The following is a 20,595-nucleotide window of genomic DNA, read 5'->3' on the forward strand; positions in this document are numbered from 1 at the left end:
GCACGGCGACACTGCCTACACCCCGGACACCTCCCGGGTCGACGCCCCGGCCCGGCGGGTGGTACGCGCGGTGGTCACCGAGGCACCCCTGGACGTCGAGGAGCACGCGGCCGAGGTCGACGACGCGGCAGCGGGCGCGGTGGTGACGTTCGCCGGCGTGGTCCGCGACCACGACCACGGCCGCCGGGTCGAGAGCATCGAGTACGTCGGCCACCCGGCCGCCCCGCAGGTCCTGCAGGAGGTGCTCGCCGAGGTCGTCCGGGACCATCCGGTGGACGCCGTCGCCGCCTCCCACCGGCTCGGCCGGCTGGAGATCGGGGACGCCGCGCTCGTCGTCGCAGTGTCCGCGGCACACCGCCAGGAGGCGTTCGCCGCGTGCTCGGCGGTCGTCGAGGAGGTCAAGCGTCGCCTGCCGGTGTGGAAGCAACAGCAGCTCGCGGACGGGTCCCAGGAGTGGGTCGCCTGTCCGTGACCGCGCCTGCCGAGGGGCCCTGACCGGGCCCTAACCGCCCGCGAACGGGGGCAGGACGTCGACCGCGGCGCCGTCCGGCACGACGGCGTCGCGGTCGCGCACGCTCACCTCGTCGACGAGCACGCTCGCGACCTCGAGCACCGGCGCCAGCCGCGGGTGCCGGCCGGCCAGGTGCTCGCACAGCGCCGACACCGTGGTCCCCGAGGGGACCTCCACCTTCTCCTCCGGGACGCCGGCCGCAGCCGCCGCGCCCGCGAAGTAGCGCACCGAGACGATCACGACAGCAGGCTCCTTCGAAGCGGCACCCGTCTCAGCCGCCGATGGCAGACATCGGGCGGGTGGGGTGCAGGAACGACGGGTCGTCGATCCCGTGCCCGGGACGTTTGCCCCACATCGCCGCCCGCCACGCGTCGGCGATCTCGTCGTCGGAGGCGCCGTCGCGCAGCATCGTCCGCAGGTCGGTCTCGGACGTCGCGAACAGGCAGTTCCGGACCTGCCCGTCGGCGGTCAGCCGGGTCCGGTCGCAGTCCCCGCAGAACGGCCGGGTCACCGACGCGATGATCCCGACCGTGCCGATGTGCGTCCCGTCGGTGACGTGCCAGGTCTCCGCCGGGGCAGAGCCGCGGGTCGCCGGGTCGTCGTGGTGCAGGTCGAACTCGGCCTCCAGGTGGGCCAGGATCTCGTCGGCGGTCACCATCGAGTCGCGGTCCCAGGCGCCCTGAGGGTCCAGCGGCATCTGCTCGATGAAGCGTAGCTGGTAGCCCTCCCGCAGCGCCCAGCGCAGCAGGTCCGGTGCCTCGTCGTCGTTGATGCCGCGCAGCAGCACGGTGTTGATCTTCACCGGTGCCAGGCCCGCCCGCGCCGCGGCCCGGGCCCCGTCGAGCACGTCGTCGAGCCGGTCCCGGTGGGTGATCGTGCGGAACCGGTCGGCGCGCAGGGTGTCGAGGGAGACGTTGAGCCGGGTCAGCCCCGCGGCGGCGAGCCGGTCGGCCCGGCGGGCCAGTCCCAGCCCGTTCGTCGTCAGAGACGTCTCCGGGGCGCGCCCCTGAGCGGTCCGCAGCGCGGACGTCGCCGCGATGATGTCCTCCAGGCCGCGGCGCAGCAGCGGCTCACCGCCGGTGAACCGCACCTCGTCGACGCCGAACCGCTGCACCGCCAGAGTGACGAGTCGCACCACCTCGTCGTCGGTGAGGACCCGCTCGTCGGCCATCCACTGCAGTCCCTCCTCGGGCATGCAGTACGCGCAGCGCAGGTTGCACCGGTCGGTCAGCGACACCCGCAGGTCGGTCGCCGCGCGGCCGAACTGGTCGACGAGCCGTGGGTCGGCAGGCCGGTCGGCCGGCAGGCCGGGCGCAGTGCCACCACGCAGTCGCGGCATGCCGAGTGGGACCGTCACCCCGCCAGGGTAAGTCCGCGGCCCCCAGTTGTCAGGCACCGCCCTCCCCGACGGCGTCCGGATGAGGGATGCTGCGGGGGTGAGCCACAGCACCGACCAGCTGCAGACCCCGGCCGCGCTCGCCGACGCGCTACGCGAAACCGGCTACCTCGCCGACGAGGGACTGGCCACCGTCGCCTGGCTCGCCCTGCGACTGCACCGGCCGATCCTGCTCGAAGGAGAGCCCGGCACCGGCAAGACGGCGCTCGCCGAGGCGCTGGCGCAGACCTTGGGCGCCACGCTGATCCGGTTGCAGTGCTACGAGGGCATCGACGCCACCCAGGCGCTCTACGACTGGGACTTCCCCCGGCAGGTCCTGCACCTGCGCGCCCTGGAGGCGACGAGCGGCCCCGACGGGATGGACATCGGCGCCGTGGAGCAGGACCTGTTCGCCGAGCGGTTCCTGCTCGAGCGGCCCGTCCTGCAGGCGCTGCGCACCGCCCCCTCGGTACTCCTCGTCGACGAGATCGACCGGGCGGACGACGAGTTCGAGGCGTTCCTGCTTGAGGTGCTCTCGACGAACGCGGTCACCATCCCCGAGGTGGGCACGATCCACGCGAAGACCCCGCCGCTCGTCGTCCTGACCTCCAACCGCACCCGGGAGGTGCACGACGCCCTCAAGCGGCGCTGCCTCTACCACTGGGTCGAGCACCCCGGCCTGGAGCGTGAGGTGGAGATCCTGCGGACCCGGATGCCCGAGCTGCCGGAGCGGCTCGCCGACCAGGTGGCGCGCGCCGTCCACCGGCTGCGCGGCGAGGACCTGCTCAAGCCGCCGGGTGTCGCCGAGTCCCTCGACTGGGCCGCCGCCCTGCACGCCCTGGGGCGCAGCGACCTGGACCCGGACGTCGCGGCCACGACGCTGGGCGCGGTGCTGAAGTACCGCGAGGACGCCGACCGGGTGCGCAACCAGCTCGACCGGCTCATGGCCGGGTAGCCGTGCCCGTGGACGTCGAGACGACCCTGGTCGGCTTCGCCCGGGCGCTGCGGGCCGCCGACCTGGCCGTCACCGCCGACCGGACGGCCGCGTTCGTGGCCGCGGTCGCGGAGGTGGGCGCCGACACGCGCGACGGCGTGTACTGGGCCGGTCGGGCCACGTTGTGCTCCGAGCCCGAGGACGTCGCGGTCTACGACAAGGTCTTCGACGCCTGGTTCTCCGGCCGCCTGGAACGAGGTGGACGGCGCAGCGCGCCGCCGGTCCGGGTGGTGCCTGCCGCGCCGCTCACCGGTGAGGGGGAGGGAAGCGGCGACGGCCGCAGCGACGTCGTCCGGGCCGTGGCCAGCGACTCGGAGGTGCTGCGGCACCGTGACGTCGCCGAGCTGTCCGCCGCCGAGCGGGCCCAGATGGCGCGGCTGTTCGCCGCCCTGCCGGTGACCCTGCCCGACCGGCGCGCGGCCCGTCGCCGACCCACTGGCCACGGTGAGATGGACGCCCGGCGCACCCTGCGCGAGCAGATGCGCCGCGGCGGCGAGGTCGGGCCGGTGCGGTGGCGCCGGCGGACCACCCGCCCGCGGCGGGTGGTGCTGCTCGTCGACGTGTCCGGGTCGATGTCCCCGTACGCCGACGCCCTGCTGCGCCTCGCCCACCGGGTGCTGCGCTCCGGGATGGCCGGCGGCGGCCGGGTCGAGGTGTTCACCGTCGGCACCAGGCTCACCCGTCTCACCCCGGCGCTGCGCGCCCACCGCGACCCGGAGGCGGCGCTCGCCGCGGCCGGCCGGCTCGTCCCCGACTGGTCCGGCGGCACCCGGCTCGGCGAGGTGCTGCAGGCGTTCGCGGACCGGTGGGGCCAACGCGGCCTGGCCCGGGGCGCCGTCCTCGTGGTCTTCTCCGACGGCTGGGAGCGCGGCGACGCCACCCAGCTCGGCGAGCAGGTGCAGCGGCTGCAGCGGCTGTCCCGCCGGCTGGTGTGGGTCAACCCGCACCGGGGCAAGGCCGGCTACCTGCCGGTGCAGCAGGGGATCACCGCGGTGCTTCCCCACGTTGACGACTTCGTGGCCGGTCACTCGATGGCCGCGTTCGAGCACGTCCTGGAGGTGGTCCGCCGTGCGTGACGTCCTGCCGCAGCTCCTCGCCTGGTGGCGCGAGGGCCGTCCGGTCGCGATGGGAACGGTCGTCGCGACCTGGAAGTCCGCGCCCCGGCAGGCGGGGGCGGCGATGCTCGTCGGACCGGACGGCGAGGCGGTCGGCTCGGTCTCCGGCGGGTGCGTCGAGGGAGCCGTCTACGAGCTGGGCGAGCAGGTGCTCGGCGGCGGCCGGCCGGTCCTGCAGCGCTACGGCGTCAGCGACGACGACGCCTTCGCCGTCGGCCTGACCTGCGGCGGGATCCTCGACGTGTTCGTCGAGCAGGTCGACCCGGCGACGTTCCCCGACCTCGACGAGGTCGCGGACGACGTCGAGGCGGGTCGACCGGTCGCGGTCGCCACCCTCGTGGAGCACCCCGACCCCGACCGGGTCGGGGCCCGGATCGTCGTCCGGCCGCAGGACGCCGGCACCCCGACCCGGGGCAGTCTCGGCTCCCCCCGGTTCGACGCCGCCGTCACCGACGACGCCCGCGGCCTGCTGGCCGCCGGGCGCACCGAGACGCTCGGCTACGGCCCGGACGGCGAACGCCGCGGGGAGGGCGCCCGGGTCTTCGTCTCGTCGTACGCGCCTCGGCCGCGGATGATCGTCTTCGGCGCCATCGACTTCGCCGCAGCCCTGGCCCGGATCGGGACCTTCCTCGGCTACCGGGTCACGGTCTGCGACGCCCGGCCGGTGTTCGCCACCCGGTCACGGTTCCCCGACGCCGACGAGGTCGTCGTGTCCTGGCCCCACCGCTACCTCGCCGCCGAGGCCGAGGCCGGCCGCATCGACCGGCGCACCGTCCTCGCCGTCCTCACCCACGACCCCAAGTTCGACGTCCCCGTCCTGCAGGTCGCCCTGCGACTGCCCGAGGTCGGCTACATCGGGGCGATGGGGTCCCGGCGCACCCACGAGGACCGGCTCGCCCGGCTGCGCGACGCCGGCCTCACCGACGACGAGCTGGCCCGCCTGTCCTCCCCGATCGGGCTCGACCTCGGAGCCCGCACCCCCGAGGAGACCGCCGTCTCCATCGCCGCCGAGATCATCTCCACCGAGTGGGGTGGCACCGGCGACCGGCTCACCGAGACGGCCGGGGCCATCCACCGGCACTGACCCACTGGCCGGGGCCGGTGCCCACAGTCCGGACCGAACGTCCGATCCACGTGGCCCGACCCCTTGCGCGCAGGCCACCGGACCGCGTTGGATCGCCGTAACCCGGATCACACACAGTGGAGGCGGATCGGTGACGACACGACGGATCAACGTGACAGTGGACGGGGTCTCGTACACCGACGACGTAGAGCCCCGCACGCTGCTCGTGCACTACCTGCGCGAGACGCTCGGCAAGGTGGGGACGGTGGTCGGCTGCGACACCTCGAACTGCGGGGCCTGCACAGTGCACCTGGACGGGCGCAGCGTGAAGTCCTGCAACGTGCTCGCCGTCCAGGCCGACGGCTGCGAGGTGACGACCATCGAGGGGCTGGCCCCGGACGGCGACCTGCACCCCGTCCAGCGGGCCTTCCACGAGAACCACGCCCTGCAGTGCGGGTTCTGCACGCCCGGGATGATCATGGCGGCGACCGCGCTGCTCCAGGAGAACCCGTCACCGACCGAGACCGAGGTCCGTGAGGGCCTCGAGGGCAACCTGTGCCGCTGCACCGGCTACCAGAACATCGTCGCCGCCGTGCTCGCCGCCGCCAACGGGTCGGCCGACGACCGGACGAAGGAGGGCGCGCTGTGACGACCCTGGAGGACCGCCCCGCCACCGACGGCTCGGGGGCCGAGCTCGGCCGCGCCCGGCGGCGCAAGGAGGACCGCCGGCTCATCACCGGCCGGACCCGCTGGACCGACAACATCGTGCTGCCCGGGATGCTGCACGCGGCGTTCGTGCGCAGCCCGTTCGCCCACGCCCGGATCACCAGCATCGACGTGTCGGCCGCGCGGGCGGCCGAGGGCGTCGTGGCCGTGCTCACCGGGCAGGACCTGGACGACGAGCAGGGCAGCCTGCCGTGCGCGTGGCCGATCACCCCGGACATGAAGTCGCCCCGTCACCCCGCCCTCGCCGTGGACCGGGTGGCGTTCGCCGGGGAGGCCGTCGCGGTCGTCGTCGCCCGCAGCGCGGCCGCCGCCCGGGACGCCCTCGAGCTCGTCGACGTCGAGTACGAGGAGCTGCCCGTCGTCCTCGACATCGAGGCGGCCGTGCAGGACGGCGCCGACCTGGCCCACCCGGACCTCGGCACGAACGCCTCGGCGACGTGGGTGTTCGACTCCGCCGAGGCCGGCACCGGCGACGACGTCGACGCGGCCATCGAGACCGCCCGGCGCGAGGGCGTCGTCATCGAGCGACGGTTCCGCCAGCAGCGGCTGGTCCCGGCGTTCATGGAGCCCCGCTCGGTCATCGTCGACCCGACCGGCGAGCAGATCACGATGTGGTCGGCGACCCAGGTGCCGCACATCCTGCGGGTCATGCTCGCGCTGACCACCGGGACGCCGGAGAGCAAGCTGCGGGTCATCGCCCCCGACGTCGGCGGCGGGTTCGGCGGCAAGCTGCAGGTGACCCCCGAGGAGGTCGCGACCCTGCTCGTCGCCAAGCGGCTCGGCAAGCCGGTGAAGTACACCGAGACCCGCACCGAGTCCATCCTCACCGCCCACCACGGCCGCGACCAGGTGCAGCGGCTCACGCTGGCGGCGACCAAGGACGGGCGGGTCACCGGCCTCAAGGTCGACCTGCTTGCCGACATGGGCGCCTACCTCGGTCTGGTCACCCCGGGCGTGCCGATCCTCGGCGCGTTCATGTTCAACGCCATCTACAAGTTCCCCGCCTACCGGTTCACCTGCACGAACGTGTTCACCAACAAGGCGTGGACCGACGCCTACCGCGGCGCCGGCCGACCCGAGGCCACGTTCGCGATCGAGCGGCTCATGGACGAGCTCGCCGCCGAGCTCGGCGAGGACCCCCTCGTCGTCCGGGAGCGGAACTGGATCCGGCACGAGGAGTTCCCGTTCACGACGGTCGCCGGGCTCGAGTACGACTCCGGCAACTACGAGGCCGCCACCGCCCGGGCCAAGGAGCTGTTCGGCTACGACGAGCTGCGCCGCGAGCAGGCCGAGCGGCGCGAGCGCCGCGACCCGGTCCAGCTCGGCATCGGTGTCTCGACGTTCACCGAGATGTGCGGGCTGGCGCCGTCCCGGGTGCTCGGCGCCCTGTCCTACAGCGCCGGCGGCTGGGAGTCCGCGAGCATCCGGATGCTGCCCACCGGCAAGGTCGAGGTCCTCACCGGCTCGAGCGCGCACGGCCAGGGCCACGAGACGGCGTGGAGCCAGATCGTCGCCGACCAGCTCGGCGTCCCGTTCGAGGACGTCGAGGTGCTGCACGGCGACACCCAGATCGCCCACAAGGGCATGGACACCTACGGCTCGCGGTCCCTCGTCGTCGGTGGGATCGCCGTGGTCAAGGCGGCCGAGAAGGTCGTCCAGAAGGCGAAAGTCGTCGCGGCCCACATGCTCGAGGCCGACCCCGACGACCTGGAGTTCTCCGGCGGCCGGTTCTCCGTCCGCGGCACCGACAAGGGCACGAGCATGGCCGACGTCGCCTTCGCCGTGTTCGCCGCCCACGACCTGCCGGACGGCGTCGAGCCGAGCCTGGACTCCGACGCCACCTACGACCCGGACAACTTCTCCTACCCGCACGGCACCCACCTGTGCGCAACCGAGGTCGACACCGAGACCGGCCGGGTCACCATCCGCCGGTACGTCGCGGTGGACGACGTCGGCCGGGTGGTGAACCCGCTCATCGTCGAGGGGCAGGTGCACGGCGGCCTGGCCCAGGGCATCGCGCAGGCGCTGTACGAGGAGGCCGTCTACGACGAGCAGGGCACGCTGACGACCGCGACGTTCGTCGACTACCTCCTGCCGGGTGCCCCGGACCTGCCGCACTTCACCCTGGACCGCACCGAGACCCCGTCGACGACGAACCCGTTGGGTGTCAAGGGCGTCGGGGAGGCCGGGACGATCGCGTCGACCCCGGCGGTGGTCAACGCCGTCGTCGACGCCTTGCGCCCGTACGGGGTGCAGGACGTCGAGATGCCGATGACCCCGCAACGGGTGTGGCGGGCGGTGCACGGCGCCGGCGGCGGGGAGACCTCCCGCCAGGACGAGCACTGGGCGCAGCCGGTCCAGTCCTCGCAGTCCGTCAGCGGGGCCCAGGACGACGCCCACGACGCGCAGGGAGGTGCCCGGTGATCCCGGCCCGGTTCGACTACCACGCCCCGGAGTCCGCCGAGGCCGCCGTGCAGCTGCTCGGTGACCTCTCGTCGTCCGGGGCCGACGTCAAGGTCCTCGGCGGCGGGCAGAGCCTGCTGCCGGTGATGCGGATGCGCCTGGCCGCCCCCGAGGTCGTCGTCGACCTGTCCCGGGCCGCCGACCTGTCCGGCGTCCGGGACGACGGGGACGCCCTCGTCATCGGCGCCATGACCACGCACGCGGACGTCGTCCGCGACCCGCTGGTCCGCGAGCACGCGCTGCTCGTCGCGCTGGCCACCGAGACCGTGGCCGACCCGCAGGTGCGTCACCGCGGCACGTTCGGGGGCGCCCTCGTGCACGCCGACCCGGCCGGGGACCTGCCCGCCCCGGCGCTGGCCCTGGACGCCGAGATGGTCATCGCCGGTCCGGGCGGACGCCGCACCGTCCCGGCGCGGGACTTCTTCATCGACGTGTTCACCACGGCCGTCGGGGAGGACGAGCTGCTCGTCGAGGTGCGGGTCCCGAAGTACACCGGGTGGGGCGCGCACTACGAGAAGTTCTCCCGGGTGGCGCAGGCGTGGGCGATCGTCGGGGTCGCCGCCGCCGTCCGGGTCGAGGGCGGCACCATCGCCGAGGCGCGGATCGGCCTGACCAACATGGGGTCCACGCCGGTGCGGGCCACCGCGGCGGAGCAGGCGCTGATCGGCCGGCCCGTCACGGCCGAGGCGGTCAAGGAGGCCTCGGCGGCCGCCGCGGACGGCGCCCAGCCGCCTGAGGACGCCAACGGCGACGCCGAGTACCGCCGCCACCTCGCCGGGGTGCTCACCGCTCGCGCCGTCCTGGCCGCTGCGGGAGCCTGAGCGGATGGAGCTTCAGCACACGTTCACCGTCCCGCTGCCCGTCGAGGCTGCGTGGGAGGCGTTCAACGACCTGCCGCGGATCGCCCCGTGCCTGCCGGGCGCCGAGGTGACCAGCATGGACGGCGACGACTTCACCGGGCTGGCGAAGGTGCGGCTCGGGCCGATCTCGCTGCACTACACCGGGACCGGGCGGTTCCTCGAGCGGGACCGGGACGCCTACCGCGCGGTCATCGAGGCCAGCGGCAAGGACAGGCGTGGCAACGGGACGGCGTCCGCCACCATCACCGCCCGGCTCGAGCCCGAGGGCGAGGGCACCCGGTGCGTCGTGGACACCGACCTGCGGATCACCGGCCGGCCGGCCCAGTTCGGCCGTGGCGTGATCTCCGACGTCGGGGACAAGCTGCTCGGGCAGTTCGCGACCTGCCTGTCCGAGACGCTGGGCGCCCCTGCCCCGGCGGAGGCCCAGGCCGAGCAGCCAGCTGCCGAGCGGGCGGCGGCCGAGCAGCCTGCGGCGGCCGAGCAGCCAGCTGCCGAGCGGCCTGCGGCCGGCGGCGCCCCTGCGGCCGAGCCCGCGGGTGAGCCCGCGGCCAAGCCCGCACCGAGCACGCCGCCGCCCCGACCGCTGGCCCCGCCGGCGGCCCGCAGGACCAGTGCCGAGCTCGACCTGGGGTCGGTCGTCGGGCCGGCGCTGGTGAGCCGGTACGGCACGACGGTCGTCGCCGTCGTCGTCACCGCGGTCATCACCTGGTGGCTCGCCCGCCGCCGCCACCCCCGCCCCTAACCCCCCGTGATCATGCAATCCCGCCACCCTGCACCCCCTGGCCCCCGTGATCATGCAATCCCGCCACCCTGCGGCCACCGTCTGGCTCGCAGAATGCTGGGTTGGTGGCGCGACACGCCGTAAGAGTCGTGCAGAATCCAGCATTCTGCGGCAGGAAGAGGTGGCGGGATTGCATGATCACGAATGTTGGGGGATGGTCGACTCTTGCCAGTTCACCATGTCAGTACGTGCAGGTGCGCCGGGGCAGGAGATAGTCGAGGTCGTGGTTGGCGACGTCGTCACCGGGTTCGGGGTAGATGCGGCTCAGCCTGACCATGAGCGCCTAGCTGCCGTCGCGAGCGGCGTGCAAGACGCCGTGATCGAGACACTACGAGTTGGCGTTCCCGAGTGTCCGATGCACCCCCGGGCGCATCCGCTGGACCCACGCGTCATTGACAACGACGCCTGGTGGGTGTGTCCAGCAACGAGTCAGCCCGTCCGGAAGATTGGCGAACTGAAGAGCCACGCACGCTGAGGCGCACGTCTGATCCGTTGCTTGGAGGAGTCCGGGATGCCCGCACCGTACCCGCCGGAGTTCCGCCGGAGGGCTGTCGACCTGGCTCGTCAGCCGGGCGCTTCCGTCGCCCGGGTCGCCAAGGACCTCGGGATCAGCGAGTCTGGTCTGCGTCGCTGGTTGAACCAGGACGGAAGGGACACCGGGCCCAGGGAGGGGACGTCGACCAGCCCAGCAGGTCGTCCACCAGCGGACAGTGCGGTCCGGACGAGGAGCGCCGACCTCGACCTGGGGACGGCCCTCGGCCCCGGGGTGGTGGAGCGGTACGGCACGACAGCGGTCGCCGTCCTCATCACTGCCCTGGTCACGTGGTGGCTGACCCGGCGAGGTTGCGACTGAGCCGTCGTGGTGGTCGTCGCGTCATTGCCGACACTCAATCATTCCAATGCTCAATGGAATGATGTAGCGTCGGGCGGGTGTCCGAGACTCGGCCCGTCCTCGGCCTGCGCGCGAACGCCGCTCAGTTCACGCTGCTCGTGGCCGTCAACGCCCTCGTCGGCGGGATGGTCGGCCAGCAGCAGACGGTCCTGCCGCTGCTCGCCGAGCGTGAGCTCGGCGTCACCGGCTACACGTTCATCTTCAGCTACGTCGCCGCGTTCGGCGTGGCCAAGGCTGCCGCCAACTACGCGGCTGGCGAGCTGTCGGACCGCCACGGGCGCAAGCCCGTGCTCGTCGGTGGCTGGCTGCTCGCCGTCCCGGTGCCGCTGCTGCTCATCTGGGCGCCGGACTGGGGCTGGGTGGTGGCGGCGAACGTCCTGCTCGGCCTGAGCCAGGGACTGACCTGGTCGACCACCGTCATCATGAAGATCGACCTCGTCGGCCCGCGGCGGCGGGGGCTGGCGATGGGCCTCAACGAGGCCGCCGGCTACGGCGCGGTCGCCGTGACCTCGGTCGCCGCCGGCTACCTGGCTGCGGAGTACGGCTTGCGGCCGGCGCCGTTCCTGCTCGGCCTGGCCTACACCGGCCTGGCCCTCGGCCTGTCCACCCTCGTCGTCCGGGAGACCCGCGGGCACGCCACGCTGGAGGCGTCCCGTCACGTCCCGCGAGCCGACGGTCGCCACGACCACCTGCACGGAGACCTCACCGGTCGCGAGGTCGTGCTGCAGACGAGCCTGCGCGAACCGGCGCTGTCCTCGGCCAGCCAGGCCGGCCTGGTCAACAACCTCAACTTCGGTCTGTCCTGGGGCCTGTTCCCGCTGCTGTTCGCCGGGTCGGGTCTGCCGGTCGACCGGGTCGGCCTGCTCTTCGCGCTGTACCCGGCGGTGTGGGGGGTGGGGCAGCTGCTCACCGGCGCGCTGTCCGACCGGTGGGGCCGCAAGCACCTCGTCACCGCCGGGATGGCCACGCAGGCCGCCGCGCTCGGCGTCATCGCCTCTGCCGACGCGTTCGCGCCCTGGGCGGTGGGGACCGTCGTCCTCGGGGCCGGGACGGCGATGGTCTACCCGACCTTGCTGGCCGTCGTCGGGGACGTGGCTCATCCCGTCTGGCGGGGCCGGGCCGTCGGCGTGTACCGGGTCTGGCGGGACCTGGGCTACGCCGTCGGCGCTGTCGCCGGTGGTGTCGTGGCGGACCTGTGGGACCTGCGTGCCGCGGTGTGGGCGGCCGCGGCGGTCAGCCTGCTGTCCGCCCTGGTCGTCGCGGTGCGGATGTACGAGACGCACGACCCGGTGGGTGCGCGCAGGGCCGTGGAGGTCGCCGATGGCTGACCGTGCCACCAAGGACGCCTTGTTCGCGGAGTTCGCGGCCGTCGGCAAGGCGTTGGGCAGTCCGAAGCGCCTGGAGCTGCTGGACCTGCTGGCGCAGGGGCCCCGGAGCGTGGACGACCTGGCTCGTGCCGCGGGGCTCGGGCTGAGCACGTGCTCGGCTCACCTGCAGGTCCTGCGCGAGTCGGGCCTGGTCGTCTCCCGGCGCGACGGCAAGCGGGTGCGCTACACTCTGGCCGGGGACGACGTCGCCGCGCTGTGGGAGGCGCTGCGCAGGGTGGCGGCCGCGCACCGTCCGAGTGTGGACGCGGCTGGCCGCGCCTACCTGGGAGCGGCGGATGACGCCGCCGCCGTCGGCGTCGATGAACTGCTCGCCGCCGTGCAGACCGGGGACGCCGTCCTCCTCGACGTCCGACCCGAGGTCGAGTACGCCGCCGGTCACCTGCCCGGGGCACTGGGCATCCCGCTCGAGCAGCTCGCCGACCGGCTCGCCGAGCTGCCGGCGGACCGGGAGGTCCTCGTCTACTGCCGTGGCCGGTACTGCGCTCTGGCCCACGACGCCCTCCGGCTGCTTGCCGCCCGCGGCCGGCCCGCCCGCCGAAGCCGCGACGGCCTGCTGGAGTGGCGGGTCGCCGGCCGCCCGCTGGAGACCTCCGACCCCGGAGCCGCGTGATGCCCGTGACCACCCTGCCGTCCTGGCGGTCCGTGCTGGCCGTCGTCGCCCACCCGGACGACGAGTCCTTCGCCCTGGGTGCGGTCCTCGCGTCCTCCGCCGCCGCCGGCGCCCGAGTGTCGGTGCTGTGCCTGACCCGCGGGGAGGCCTCGACTCTGCACGGCGTCGCCGGTGACCTCGCCGAGCTGCGGGCCCGGGAGCTTGCCGACGCCGCCGAGGTGCTCGGCCTGGACGCCGTGACCCTGCTCGACCACCCCGACGGCGCACTCCAGGACGTACCGGCCGACCGCCTTGCGGACGACGTCCAGCGCGCCGTCCGGGCCGCGGACGCCGACGGACTGGTCGGCTTCGACCTCACCGGCGTCACCGGTCACGCCGACCACGCCGCCGCCACGGCGGCAGCCGTGCGCGCGGCCGTCCGGCTCGACCTGCCGGTCCTGGGCTGGACGGTCCCTCGCACGGTGGCCGAGCGGCTGCGGGTCGAGTACGGCGCCCCGTTCGTCGGGCACGACGACGCCGACATCGACGTCGTCCTGACGGTGGAACGGACCCTGCAGCGCCGGGCCGTCGCCTGCCACCCCAGCCAGGCGGTCCCGGGCAGCGTGCTGTGGCGCCGGCTCGAGCTCCTCGGTGAGCACGAGTACCTGCGCTGGCAGGTCCGCGGTCGGCCGGAAGGGGCGCGTGCGCCGGGTGGCGGGATTGCATGATCACGAGTGGGGGTGGGGTGGCGGGATTGCATGATCACGGTGGGGGGTGGGGGGGTGGGGGTCGTCCTGGCGCTCCGGTCATGGCGGAGCGCCAGGACGACGCCTCAGCGGGTGAACATCCGCGTGTTGGCCTGCTCCACCTCCGCGTACTGCTGACCGGCCGCCTGCAGCGCCCGGGAGATGTCCTCGAGCGACTGCCGCACCCGCTCCTGGGTGCCGCGCCAGTCGGTGACGAGTCCCTGGAACTGCGTGGCCGCCGTCCCGCGCCAGCTGTTCTGCAGGTCCAGCAGGTTGCGCATCATCCGGTCCACCTCGGTGGAGATCGCCCCCACCGACCCGTTGACTGCGGCGCTCGCCGCCGCCACCCGGGCGCTGTCCACCTCGAAACGGCTCATCTCGTGCTCCTCCCTGTGCCTGTCCTGTGCCTGTGGTCGACCTCTCGGTACGACGCTAGGCGCAGACGCCGCTCACCCGCCGGCGTTGTCCACAGGCGTCCCCGGCCCGTCGAGGGCAGCGAGCTCGAGCGCGACGTTGCGGCGGGCCCGGGCCTCCCACCGCTCCCGCCCGACCGCGGTGCTGAACAGGGCCGGCCGGTCGAGCAGGTCTCGCAGCACGGCCGCGCGTCCGGCAGCGAAGGTGGCGTCGTCCACGCCGGGGTACTCGCGGCGCACCCCGTCGACGTAGCGGGCGTACCGCTCGGCGTCCGCGGCGAGGACGGCGAGGTCCGCGTCGCAGAGCGCCGCCGCCGCCTCGTCACCGGGCGGCACCCGGTGGCCGGCGGTGACGAGGACGACGGCGGCGACCCGCCGGGCCACGTCGTCCGGCACACCGAGCGCCGCGAGCTCCCTGGCCGCCAGCTCGGCGGACTCGCGCTCGTCGTCCCCGGCCCGGCCCTCGTGGACGGCGTCGTGGAACCAGGCCCCGAGGTAGGCCTCGACGGGCACCGGCACCCCGTGGTCGGCAAGCTCGTCGAGCCGGCGCAGGACCTCGGTGAGGTGCTCGACGTCGTGGTAGCCGCGGTGCGGCTCGGACCACCGGCGCAGCACGTCCATCCCGGCCGCCTCCACGTCGGCCGCCGGGGCGCTGCCCCCGGCGGCGCCGACCGCGGCGGTGAACCGCTCCAGCAGGTGCTCCACGACCACTCCGTCCCCGGCTCAGGGCCGGACGCCGAACTCCACCGTCACCTCACGGACCTCACCGTCCCGGCCGACCACCGACAGGGTCACCTCCGTGCCCGGCTGCCGCTCGCGGACCTGGGCGACGAGCGACTCGGCACCGGGCACGGGCTCGCCGTCCACCGCGACGACCGCCTCGCCGGCGCTCAGCCCGGCCTGCTCGGCCGGGGTCCCCGGCACGACGGTGGCGATCCCGGCGGCCTCCCGCGGCACGCCGTCCACCTCCACCACGCCGTCCTCCAGGGAGACGCCGAGGTAGGCGTGCTCGACGGCGCCCGTCTCGATGAGCGACTGCGCCACCCACCGCGCCTGGTCGACGGGGATGGCGAAACCGAGCCCGATCGAACCGGCCTGACCGCCCTGGCCGAGGGACGCGATCGAGGAGTTGATCCCGATGAGGCGCCCGGCGGCGTCCACGAGCGCACCGCCGGAGTTGCCCGGGTTGATCGCCGCGTCGGTCTGGATCGCGTTCGTCACCACGGGCACGCCGGGCTCGAACGGCTGACCGCCCACGCTCTGCGTCGTCACCGGGCGGTCCACGGCGCTGACGATGCCCGTGGTGATCGTCTGCGACAGCCCGAGCGGGTTGCCGAGCGCCATCACCGGCTGGCCCACCTGCACCGCGCCGGAGTCCCCGACGTCGATCGCCGGGACGTCGTCCGGCATGTCGGGGACCGCCAGTACGGCGAGGTCCGTGGTGGGGTCGGTGCCGAGCACCTCTGCGTCGAGCACCCGCCCGTCGTCGAGGGAGATCCGGACCTGTGCACCGCTGCCGCCGCCGGCCACGACGTGGTTGTTCGTCAGCACGTGCCCCGCGTCGTCGATGACCACACCGGACCCCTGTCCGGCGCCCGTGCGGCCCCGCACGTCGATGCTCACGACGCTCGGCGCGACCCGCTCGGCGACCGGCGTCCAGTCGACCTGGCCGGCGGGAGCGGGTGCGGACGACGCCGCGTCGGGCTGGTCGGTGGTCCCCTGGTCGGACTCGGTACCCGCCGCCGGCGGAGCCGGGGAAGGGTCGTCGTCCAGGGCGGTGACGAGGCCGGCCGTGCCACCGGCCGCGAGCAGCGCGGACAGGACGGCGGCGGCGATGGTGCCGCCCCAGCCCGGTCCCCGCCGGCGCTCCTCGGCCGGCTGCTGCGGCCCGGGTGGCTCGGTCGGGGGGCGCTGTGCCCACGGGTCGTGCGGGGGCGTGGTCATCTCAGTGGTCAATCGTGCCTCCGGTTCGTCGGTGTCGCACCAGGAGAACCCCTCAGCCTGCGGCCGGGCTGGGCCCTTCCTGGGAGAAACCTGAGGACGCCGCGGGCAGAGCGACCTCGAACGTCGCCCCGCCGCCGGGGGTGGGGACGACGCGCACGGCGCCGTCGTGGGCGCGCACGAGGGCGGCCACGATCGCCAGCCCGAGACCCGACCCGCCGCCCGCGCCGCGGGAGCGGGACTCGTCCCGCCGCCAGAACCGTTCGAAGACCCGCTCGGCGTCCTCGGCCGGAACCCCGGGCCCGTGGTCCACGACCCGGCACAGCGCCCACCCCTGCCGAGTGCCCACCTCGATCTCCACCGGGGAGCCGGCCGGGGTGTGCCGGGCCGCGTTGGCGACCAGGTTCGTCAGCACCTGCCGCAGCCGGGCGTCGTCGCCGACGACCGGGGTGGCGGCCGGCCCGGCGCCGTCCATGCCCGTCAGCCGCACCTGCCGGTCCGGGGCGAGCGCGCGCAGGCTCTCCGCCGCGTCGGCGGCCAGCACCAGCAGGTCGACCGGCTCGCGCCGCAGCGGCCGCTGCTCGTCCAGCCGGGCCAGGGTGAGCAGGTCCTCGACGAGGCCGCTCATCCTGACCGCCTCCTGCTCGATCCGTCCCATGGTCCGCGCGACGTCCTCCGGGTCCCGGACGGCGCCCTGGCGGTGCAGCTCGGCGAAACCGCGGACGGCGGCCAGCGGGGTGCGCAGCTCGTGGCCGGCGTCGCTGACGAACTGACGCATCCGCCGCTCGTTGGCCTCCCGGGCGGCGAGGTCGGCCTCGATCCGGTCCAGCATCTCGTTGACCGCGGCGCCCAGTCGCGCGACCTCGGTGCCGGCCGGCGCCGGCGGCACCCGCCGGGAGGTGTCGCCGTCGGCGAACGCGGCGGTGACCGTCTCGACGTCCCGCAGCGGCCGGAACGCCCTCCGCACCGCCAACCAGCCTGCGAGCACGCTGGCCGCCAGCACCACGAGCCCGAGGACGGCGACCCGGGCGGCCAGCGCCGTCAGCGTCGCGTCGACAGGGGCCAGCGGCAGGGCGACGGTGACCGACCCGGCCTCGCGGCCCGCCAGGGTGGCCACCGAGACCGGGCGGGAGATCGCCCGCCACCCGTCGACCGTGTACGGGTCGCCGTCGGTGGCGCGGACCCGGTCCAGGGTGACCGCCGACAGGTCCGGCAGGTCCTCGACCGGGGTGACCCCGGCGTCCAGGAACACCTGCTCGCCGCCGGCGTCGTTGACGCGGACGACGTAGTCCGTCGGCAGCCGGCCGCGCAACCGGCGGCCCAGGCCGGCGTCGTTGACCAGCGACTCCAGGGCCCGTGGGTCGGCGACCGTGGCGGCCAGCCGGTCGTCGAGGTCGGCGACGAGCGCCGGGCGCATGACGGCGAGGGTGGCCGCGGTCACCGCGAGCAGCGACAGCATGACGAGCCCGGAGACGATGGCGACGAGCCGGGTCCGTAGCGAGGACGACGCGAGCGGGCGCATCACTCCTCCGGCGGGAGCCGCAGCACGTAGCCGACCCCGCGCCGGGTGTGGATCAGCGGAGTCAGCGGCGACCCGTCGGGGGCGTGGTCGACCTTGCGCCGCAGGTAGGAGATGTACGACTCGACGATCGAGGCCTCACCGTCGAAGTCGTAGTGCCAGACGTGGTCGAGGATCTGGGTCTTCGACAGCACCCGGTTGGGGTTGAGCATGAGGTAGCGCAGCAGCTTGAACTCGGTAGGGGACAGCTCGATCGTGCGCTCCCCGCGGCGGACCTCGTGGGCGTCCTCGTCGAGCTCGAGGTCGGCGAACACGAGCCGGCCGGCGGCCGGGTCGGCGCCCGCGCCGGTGCGTCGCAGCACCGCGCGGATCCGGGCGACGACCTCCTCCAGCGAGAACGGCTTCGTCACGTAGTCGTCGCCGCCCACGGTCAGACCGGTCACCCTGTCCTGGACGTCGTCCCGCGCCGTGAGGAACAGCACCGGCACGTCCCGGCCGCGCTCGCGCAGCCGGCGGGTGACGGCGAACCCGTCGAGGTCGGGGAGCATGACGTCGAGGACGACGAGGTCGGGGCGGGTCAGCTCGGCCTGTCGCAGCGCCTCCTGGCCGTCGGCCGCGGTGTGGACCTCGAAGCCGGCGAACCGCAGGGCGGCCGCTAGCAGGTCGCGGATGCTCGGCTCGTCGTCGACGACGAGCAGCCTGGCCTCGGGGGTGTCCGGTCGTGCCACCGGACCAGTGTCGGGCAGGAACCTGGGAGTCGGCTGGACGTCGTCCGGCGTCGGCTCCGCCGGGGCGGGCTCACACGGCCCGGGGGCGCCCTCCTGCGCGCCGGTCGCGCCGGGTGGCGTCGTGCCGGACGAGCCAGTCCTGCACGTCCTCGGGGGGCATCGGGTAGGCCAGACCGTAGCCTTGGCCGACGTCACAGCCCAGCTCGACGAGGGCCTGCCGGGTGGGCTCGTTCTCCACCCCCTCGGCGACGACGGTGAGCTCCAGGGTGTGGGCGAGCTCGACGATCGAGCGCACGATGGCGGTCGCCCCGACGTCCCGGTGCATCGGCAGCACGAACGACTTGTCGATCTTCACCTCCTGCACCGGGAGCCGGTGCAGGTAGTTCAGTGACGAGTAGCCGGTCCCGAAGTCGTCGACCGACAACCGCACGCCGAGGTCCCGCAGCTGGTGCATGGCCCGGACCGCGGCGTCCGGGTCGGCCATCACGGTGCTCTCCGTGATCTCCAGCGTCAGCAGCTCTGCCGGGACCTCGTGCTCGGCGAGCAACCGGTCCAGCGAGGCGGCCAGACCCGGCTCGAGCAGCCGGCGAGGGGAGAGGTTGACGGCGACGCCGACACCCGGCCGGCGGCTCAGCCAGGTCCGGCACTGCTCGAGCGCCTGGCTGGCAGCCGCCTCGCCGAGGAGCCCGACCAGGCCGGTCTGCTCGGACAGCGGCACGAACACCTCGGGCATGACGACCCCGCGTTCGGGGTGCATCCAGCGGGCGAGGGCCTCGAAGCCGACGATCCGGCCGGTGCGCAGGCTCTCCTTGGGCTGGAAGTACATGACGATCTGGTCCTGCTCCACCGCCGAGCGCAGCTCGCCGGCCAGCTCGAGCAGGCCGGTGCTGCGGTGGTCGAGGACCGGGCTGTAGCGGACGACGCCGGCCCCCGTCCGCTTCGCCTCGTACATGGCCAGGTCGGCCCGGCGCAGCACCGTGGCGGCGTCCTCGCCGTCCGCAGGCACCATGGCGACGCCGACGGAGACGCCGACCTCGAGGAAGGTGCCGGTGACCTCGAACGCTCCGGTGAGGGCGGCCCGGGCGGCCCGGGCGGTGGCCAGGGCCTCCTCCGGTGAGGTGAGCCCGCGCAGCAGGACGGCGAACTCGTCGCCGCCGAGCCGGGCCACCTGTGAGCCGGTCGGGACGTGGTCCAGGAGCCGGGCGGCGACCTTCTCGAGCAGCACGTCACCGACCGGGTGACCGAGGGCGTCGTTGACCTCCTTGAACCGGTCGAGGTCGAGCAGCAGGGTCGCGCCGTGGCCGCCGCCGTCGATGAGGGCCTGCAGCCCGTCGTTGAACAGGGTGCGGTTGCCCAGGCCGGTCAGGGCGTCGTGAGTCGCGTCGTGGCGCAGCTGGTCGACGAGTCGGCCGTTGTGCCAGAGCACCTCGACGTGGGCGACGAGGGTCTGCAGCAGCTTGAGGTCGTCCCGCGTGAAGGTGCCGGCAGCGCCCAGTCGGTTGCCGACCTGGAGCACCGCGACGACGTGGGTCTCGTCCCGGACCGGCACCAGCAGCGCGTCCCGTAGCCCGTTGCGGGCGAGCCACTGCCGCTCCAGCGGGTCCCGTGATCCGCGGGGGATGAGTCGTGGATGAGGTTCGGAGAGCAGCGGGTCGCTGTCGGTGGCCGTGCCACCGAGTCCTGGCAGCAGGCGGAGCACCGCGCTCTCGGCGTTGAGCAGCTCTCGAGCGTGGTCCAGCAGGTTGGCGATGACGCCGTCGGCGTCCCGGGCCGCGCCGACGGTCTGGGTGAACGCGAAGAGCCGGTTGAGGTCCTGGTGGCGGCGCAGCAGGCGGTAGTAGGCGTGGTGAGCGACGGCGACGACCGCGGCCAGCGCCGCGAGCAGGAGCAACCCGGCGACCGAGGTGTCGAGGACGACGATGGCCATCAGCGCCAGGGTTGTGCTGAGGAACCCGGAGACGACGACGGCGCCGATCATGGGGACGACGTCCCGACGGGGTACCGCGCTGCCGAGCAGCCGCATCGCCAGCACGACGGCGAACCCGCCGAGCAGGTCGACGACCGCCACGGTCAGGTAGGTGGCCAGCCAGGTGCCCACCCCCAGCCCCCGGTCGGGGGCGAGGACCTGGAGCAGCGTGAAGGCGACCCCGATCTCGGCGGTGAACAAGCCGAGGTTGAACACCGCCTTGACCAGCGCCGTCCGCCGGACGACGAACAGGACCACGGCGGGGGCCAGCCGCGCCACCAGCAGCCAGTGCGGGGGGAGCAGGAACAGCCCGACGACGAGCGCGAGGTCGCTCAGGCTGACAGACAGGGCATGGCCGCGTACCTCGAGGTGGAACAGGCTGCCCTCGGCGAGCACGTAGAGGGCAGCAACGACGAGCACGGTCGCCGTCACCCCGAGGACCGGGTCAACCTCAAAGGGAGGCAGTCGTGCCAGGAGGAGCGCGCCGATCAGGGCAAGCGCCAACCCGCCCACCGCGAGGAGCGT

Annotated in this window: 20 protein-coding genes; 12 read left to right on the plus strand and 8 right to left on the minus strand. The window is 74.1% G+C overall.

What is annotated here, in order from left to right; translation table 11 throughout:
* Positions 1 to 58: 58 nt before the first annotated feature.
* Positions 59 to 472: a molybdenum cofactor biosynthesis protein MoaE gene (locus ACFP6A_RS03745; RefSeq protein ID WP_379602151.1), complete on the plus strand. Its 414-nt coding sequence runs from the start codon at positions 59 to 61 to the stop codon at positions 470 to 472.
* A 30-nt stretch (positions 473 to 502) separates the two neighbouring features.
* Here ACFP6A_RS03745 and ACFP6A_RS03750 read toward each other — a convergent pair whose 3' ends face one another.
* Both ACFP6A_RS03750 and moaA read right to left on the minus strand, forming a co-directional pair.
* Positions 503 to 751 carry a MoaD/ThiS family protein gene (locus ACFP6A_RS03750; protein ID WP_379601653.1) on the minus strand — a complete coding sequence of 83 codons (249 nt, stop codon included), beginning with the start codon at positions 749 to 751 and terminating at the stop codon, positions 503 to 505.
* Between the two features lie 31 nt (positions 752 to 782).
* Positions 783 to 1,850, minus strand: a complete 1,068-nt coding sequence (moaA, locus tag ACFP6A_RS03755) for a GTP 3',8-cyclase MoaA (protein WP_379602153.1) — start codon at positions 1,848 to 1,850, stop codon at positions 783 to 785.
* Positions 1,851 to 1,947: 97 nt separating this feature from the next.
* Between moaA and ACFP6A_RS03760 the strand changes: the two genes are divergently transcribed.
* From ACFP6A_RS03760 to ACFP6A_RS03810, 11 genes are all read left to right on the plus strand, one after another.
* Positions 1,948 to 2,841, plus strand: coding sequence for an AAA family ATPase (locus ACFP6A_RS03760; protein ID WP_379601654.1), 894 nt, complete (start codon positions 1,948 to 1,950; stop codon positions 2,839 to 2,841).
* Positions 2,842 to 2,849: 8 nt separating this feature from the next.
* Positions 2,850 to 3,956, plus strand: coding sequence for a VWA domain-containing protein (locus tag ACFP6A_RS03765; protein ID WP_379601656.1), 1,107 nt, complete (start codon positions 2,850 to 2,852; stop codon positions 3,954 to 3,956).
* Positions 3,949 to 5,079: an XdhC family protein gene (locus tag ACFP6A_RS03770; RefSeq protein WP_379601657.1), complete on the plus strand. Its 1,131-nt coding sequence runs from the start codon at positions 3,949 to 3,951 to the stop codon at positions 5,077 to 5,079. Before ACFP6A_RS03765 ends, ACFP6A_RS03770 begins: the two co-directional genes overlap by 8 nt.
* 130 nt (positions 5,080 to 5,209) lie before the next feature.
* Complete coding sequence (locus ACFP6A_RS03775) at positions 5,210 to 5,707, plus strand: (2Fe-2S)-binding protein (RefSeq protein WP_379601658.1); 498 nt, start codon at positions 5,210 to 5,212, stop codon at positions 5,705 to 5,707.
* The gene (locus tag ACFP6A_RS03780; protein WP_379601660.1) at positions 5,704 to 8,208 is read left to right on the plus strand and encodes a xanthine dehydrogenase family protein molybdopterin-binding subunit; all 2,505 of its coding nucleotides are present in this window, start codon (positions 5,704 to 5,706) and stop codon (positions 8,206 to 8,208) included. The genes ACFP6A_RS03775 and ACFP6A_RS03780 overlap by 4 nt, the downstream gene beginning before the upstream one ends.
* Positions 8,205 to 9,068, plus strand: coding sequence for an FAD binding domain-containing protein (locus tag ACFP6A_RS03785; protein WP_379601661.1), 864 nt, complete (start codon positions 8,205 to 8,207; stop codon positions 9,066 to 9,068). Before ACFP6A_RS03780 ends, ACFP6A_RS03785 begins: the two co-directional genes overlap by 4 nt.
* A 4-nt stretch (positions 9,069 to 9,072) precedes the next feature.
* The gene (locus tag ACFP6A_RS03790; protein ID WP_379601662.1) at positions 9,073 to 9,849 is read left to right on the plus strand and encodes an SRPBCC family protein; all 777 of its coding nucleotides are present in this window, start codon (positions 9,073 to 9,075) and stop codon (positions 9,847 to 9,849) included.
* A gap of 550 nt (positions 9,850 to 10,399) precedes the next feature.
* Positions 10,400 to 10,741, plus strand: coding sequence for a transposase (locus ACFP6A_RS03795; RefSeq protein ID WP_379601663.1), 342 nt, complete (start codon positions 10,400 to 10,402; stop codon positions 10,739 to 10,741).
* Positions 10,742 to 10,818: 77 nt separating this feature from the next.
* Positions 10,819 to 12,108 (plus strand): MFS transporter, encoded by a 1,290-nt coding sequence (locus ACFP6A_RS03800; RefSeq protein WP_379601665.1) that lies wholly within the window; start codon positions 10,819 to 10,821, stop codon positions 12,106 to 12,108.
* On the plus strand, positions 12,101 to 12,778 hold the full coding sequence (locus tag ACFP6A_RS03805) for an ArsR/SmtB family transcription factor (RefSeq protein ID WP_379601667.1): 678 nt from the start codon (positions 12,101 to 12,103) through the stop codon (positions 12,776 to 12,778). Before ACFP6A_RS03800 ends, ACFP6A_RS03805 begins: the two co-directional genes overlap by 8 nt.
* On the plus strand, positions 12,778 to 13,485 hold the full coding sequence (locus ACFP6A_RS03810) for a PIG-L family deacetylase (protein ID WP_379601669.1): 708 nt from the start codon (positions 12,778 to 12,780) through the stop codon (positions 13,483 to 13,485). Before ACFP6A_RS03805 ends, ACFP6A_RS03810 begins: the two co-directional genes overlap by 1 nt.
* A 104-nt stretch (positions 13,486 to 13,589) precedes the next feature.
* On the opposite strand, the gene ACFP6A_RS03815 is transcribed toward ACFP6A_RS03810, so the two are convergent.
* The 6 genes from ACFP6A_RS03815 to ACFP6A_RS03840 all read right to left on the minus strand — a co-directional run bounded on the left by ACFP6A_RS03815 (position 13,590) and on the right by ACFP6A_RS03840 (position 20,502).
* A complete protein-coding gene (locus ACFP6A_RS03815; RefSeq protein ID WP_379601670.1) occupies positions 13,590 to 13,880 on the minus strand; it encodes a WXG100 family type VII secretion target in 291 nt (96 codons plus the stop codon).
* 72 nt (positions 13,881 to 13,952) lie between these two features.
* Entirely contained in the window at positions 13,953 to 14,621 is a 669-nt protein-coding gene (locus ACFP6A_RS03820) for a metal-dependent phosphohydrolase (RefSeq protein WP_379601672.1), read from the minus strand.
* 18 nt (positions 14,622 to 14,639) lie between these two features.
* On the minus strand, positions 14,640 to 15,860 hold the full coding sequence (locus ACFP6A_RS03825; RefSeq protein ID WP_379601673.1) for a S1C family serine protease: 1,221 nt from the start codon (positions 15,858 to 15,860) through the stop codon (positions 14,640 to 14,642).
* A 52-nt stretch (positions 15,861 to 15,912) separates the two neighbouring features.
* Positions 15,913 to 17,379 (minus strand): ATP-binding protein, encoded by a 1,467-nt coding sequence (locus ACFP6A_RS03830; RefSeq protein WP_379601674.1) that lies wholly within the window; start codon positions 17,377 to 17,379, stop codon positions 15,913 to 15,915.
* On the minus strand, positions 17,379 to 18,104 hold the full coding sequence (locus tag ACFP6A_RS03835) for a response regulator transcription factor (RefSeq protein ID WP_379601676.1): 726 nt from the start codon (positions 18,102 to 18,104) through the stop codon (positions 17,379 to 17,381). Before ACFP6A_RS03835 ends, ACFP6A_RS03830 begins: the two co-directional genes overlap by 1 nt.
* A 70-nt stretch (positions 18,105 to 18,174) precedes the next feature.
* A complete protein-coding gene (locus ACFP6A_RS03840) occupies positions 18,175 to 20,502 on the minus strand; it encodes a putative bifunctional diguanylate cyclase/phosphodiesterase (RefSeq protein WP_379601678.1) in 2,328 nt (775 codons plus the stop codon).
* Positions 20,503 to 20,595: the final 93 nt, after the last annotated feature.

Origin of the sequence: Quadrisphaera sp. GCM10027208, from assembly GCF_042658805.1 — a bacterium.
Classification (GTDB): Bacteria; Actinomycetota; Actinomycetes; order Actinomycetales; family SCSIO-59966; genus SCSIO-59966.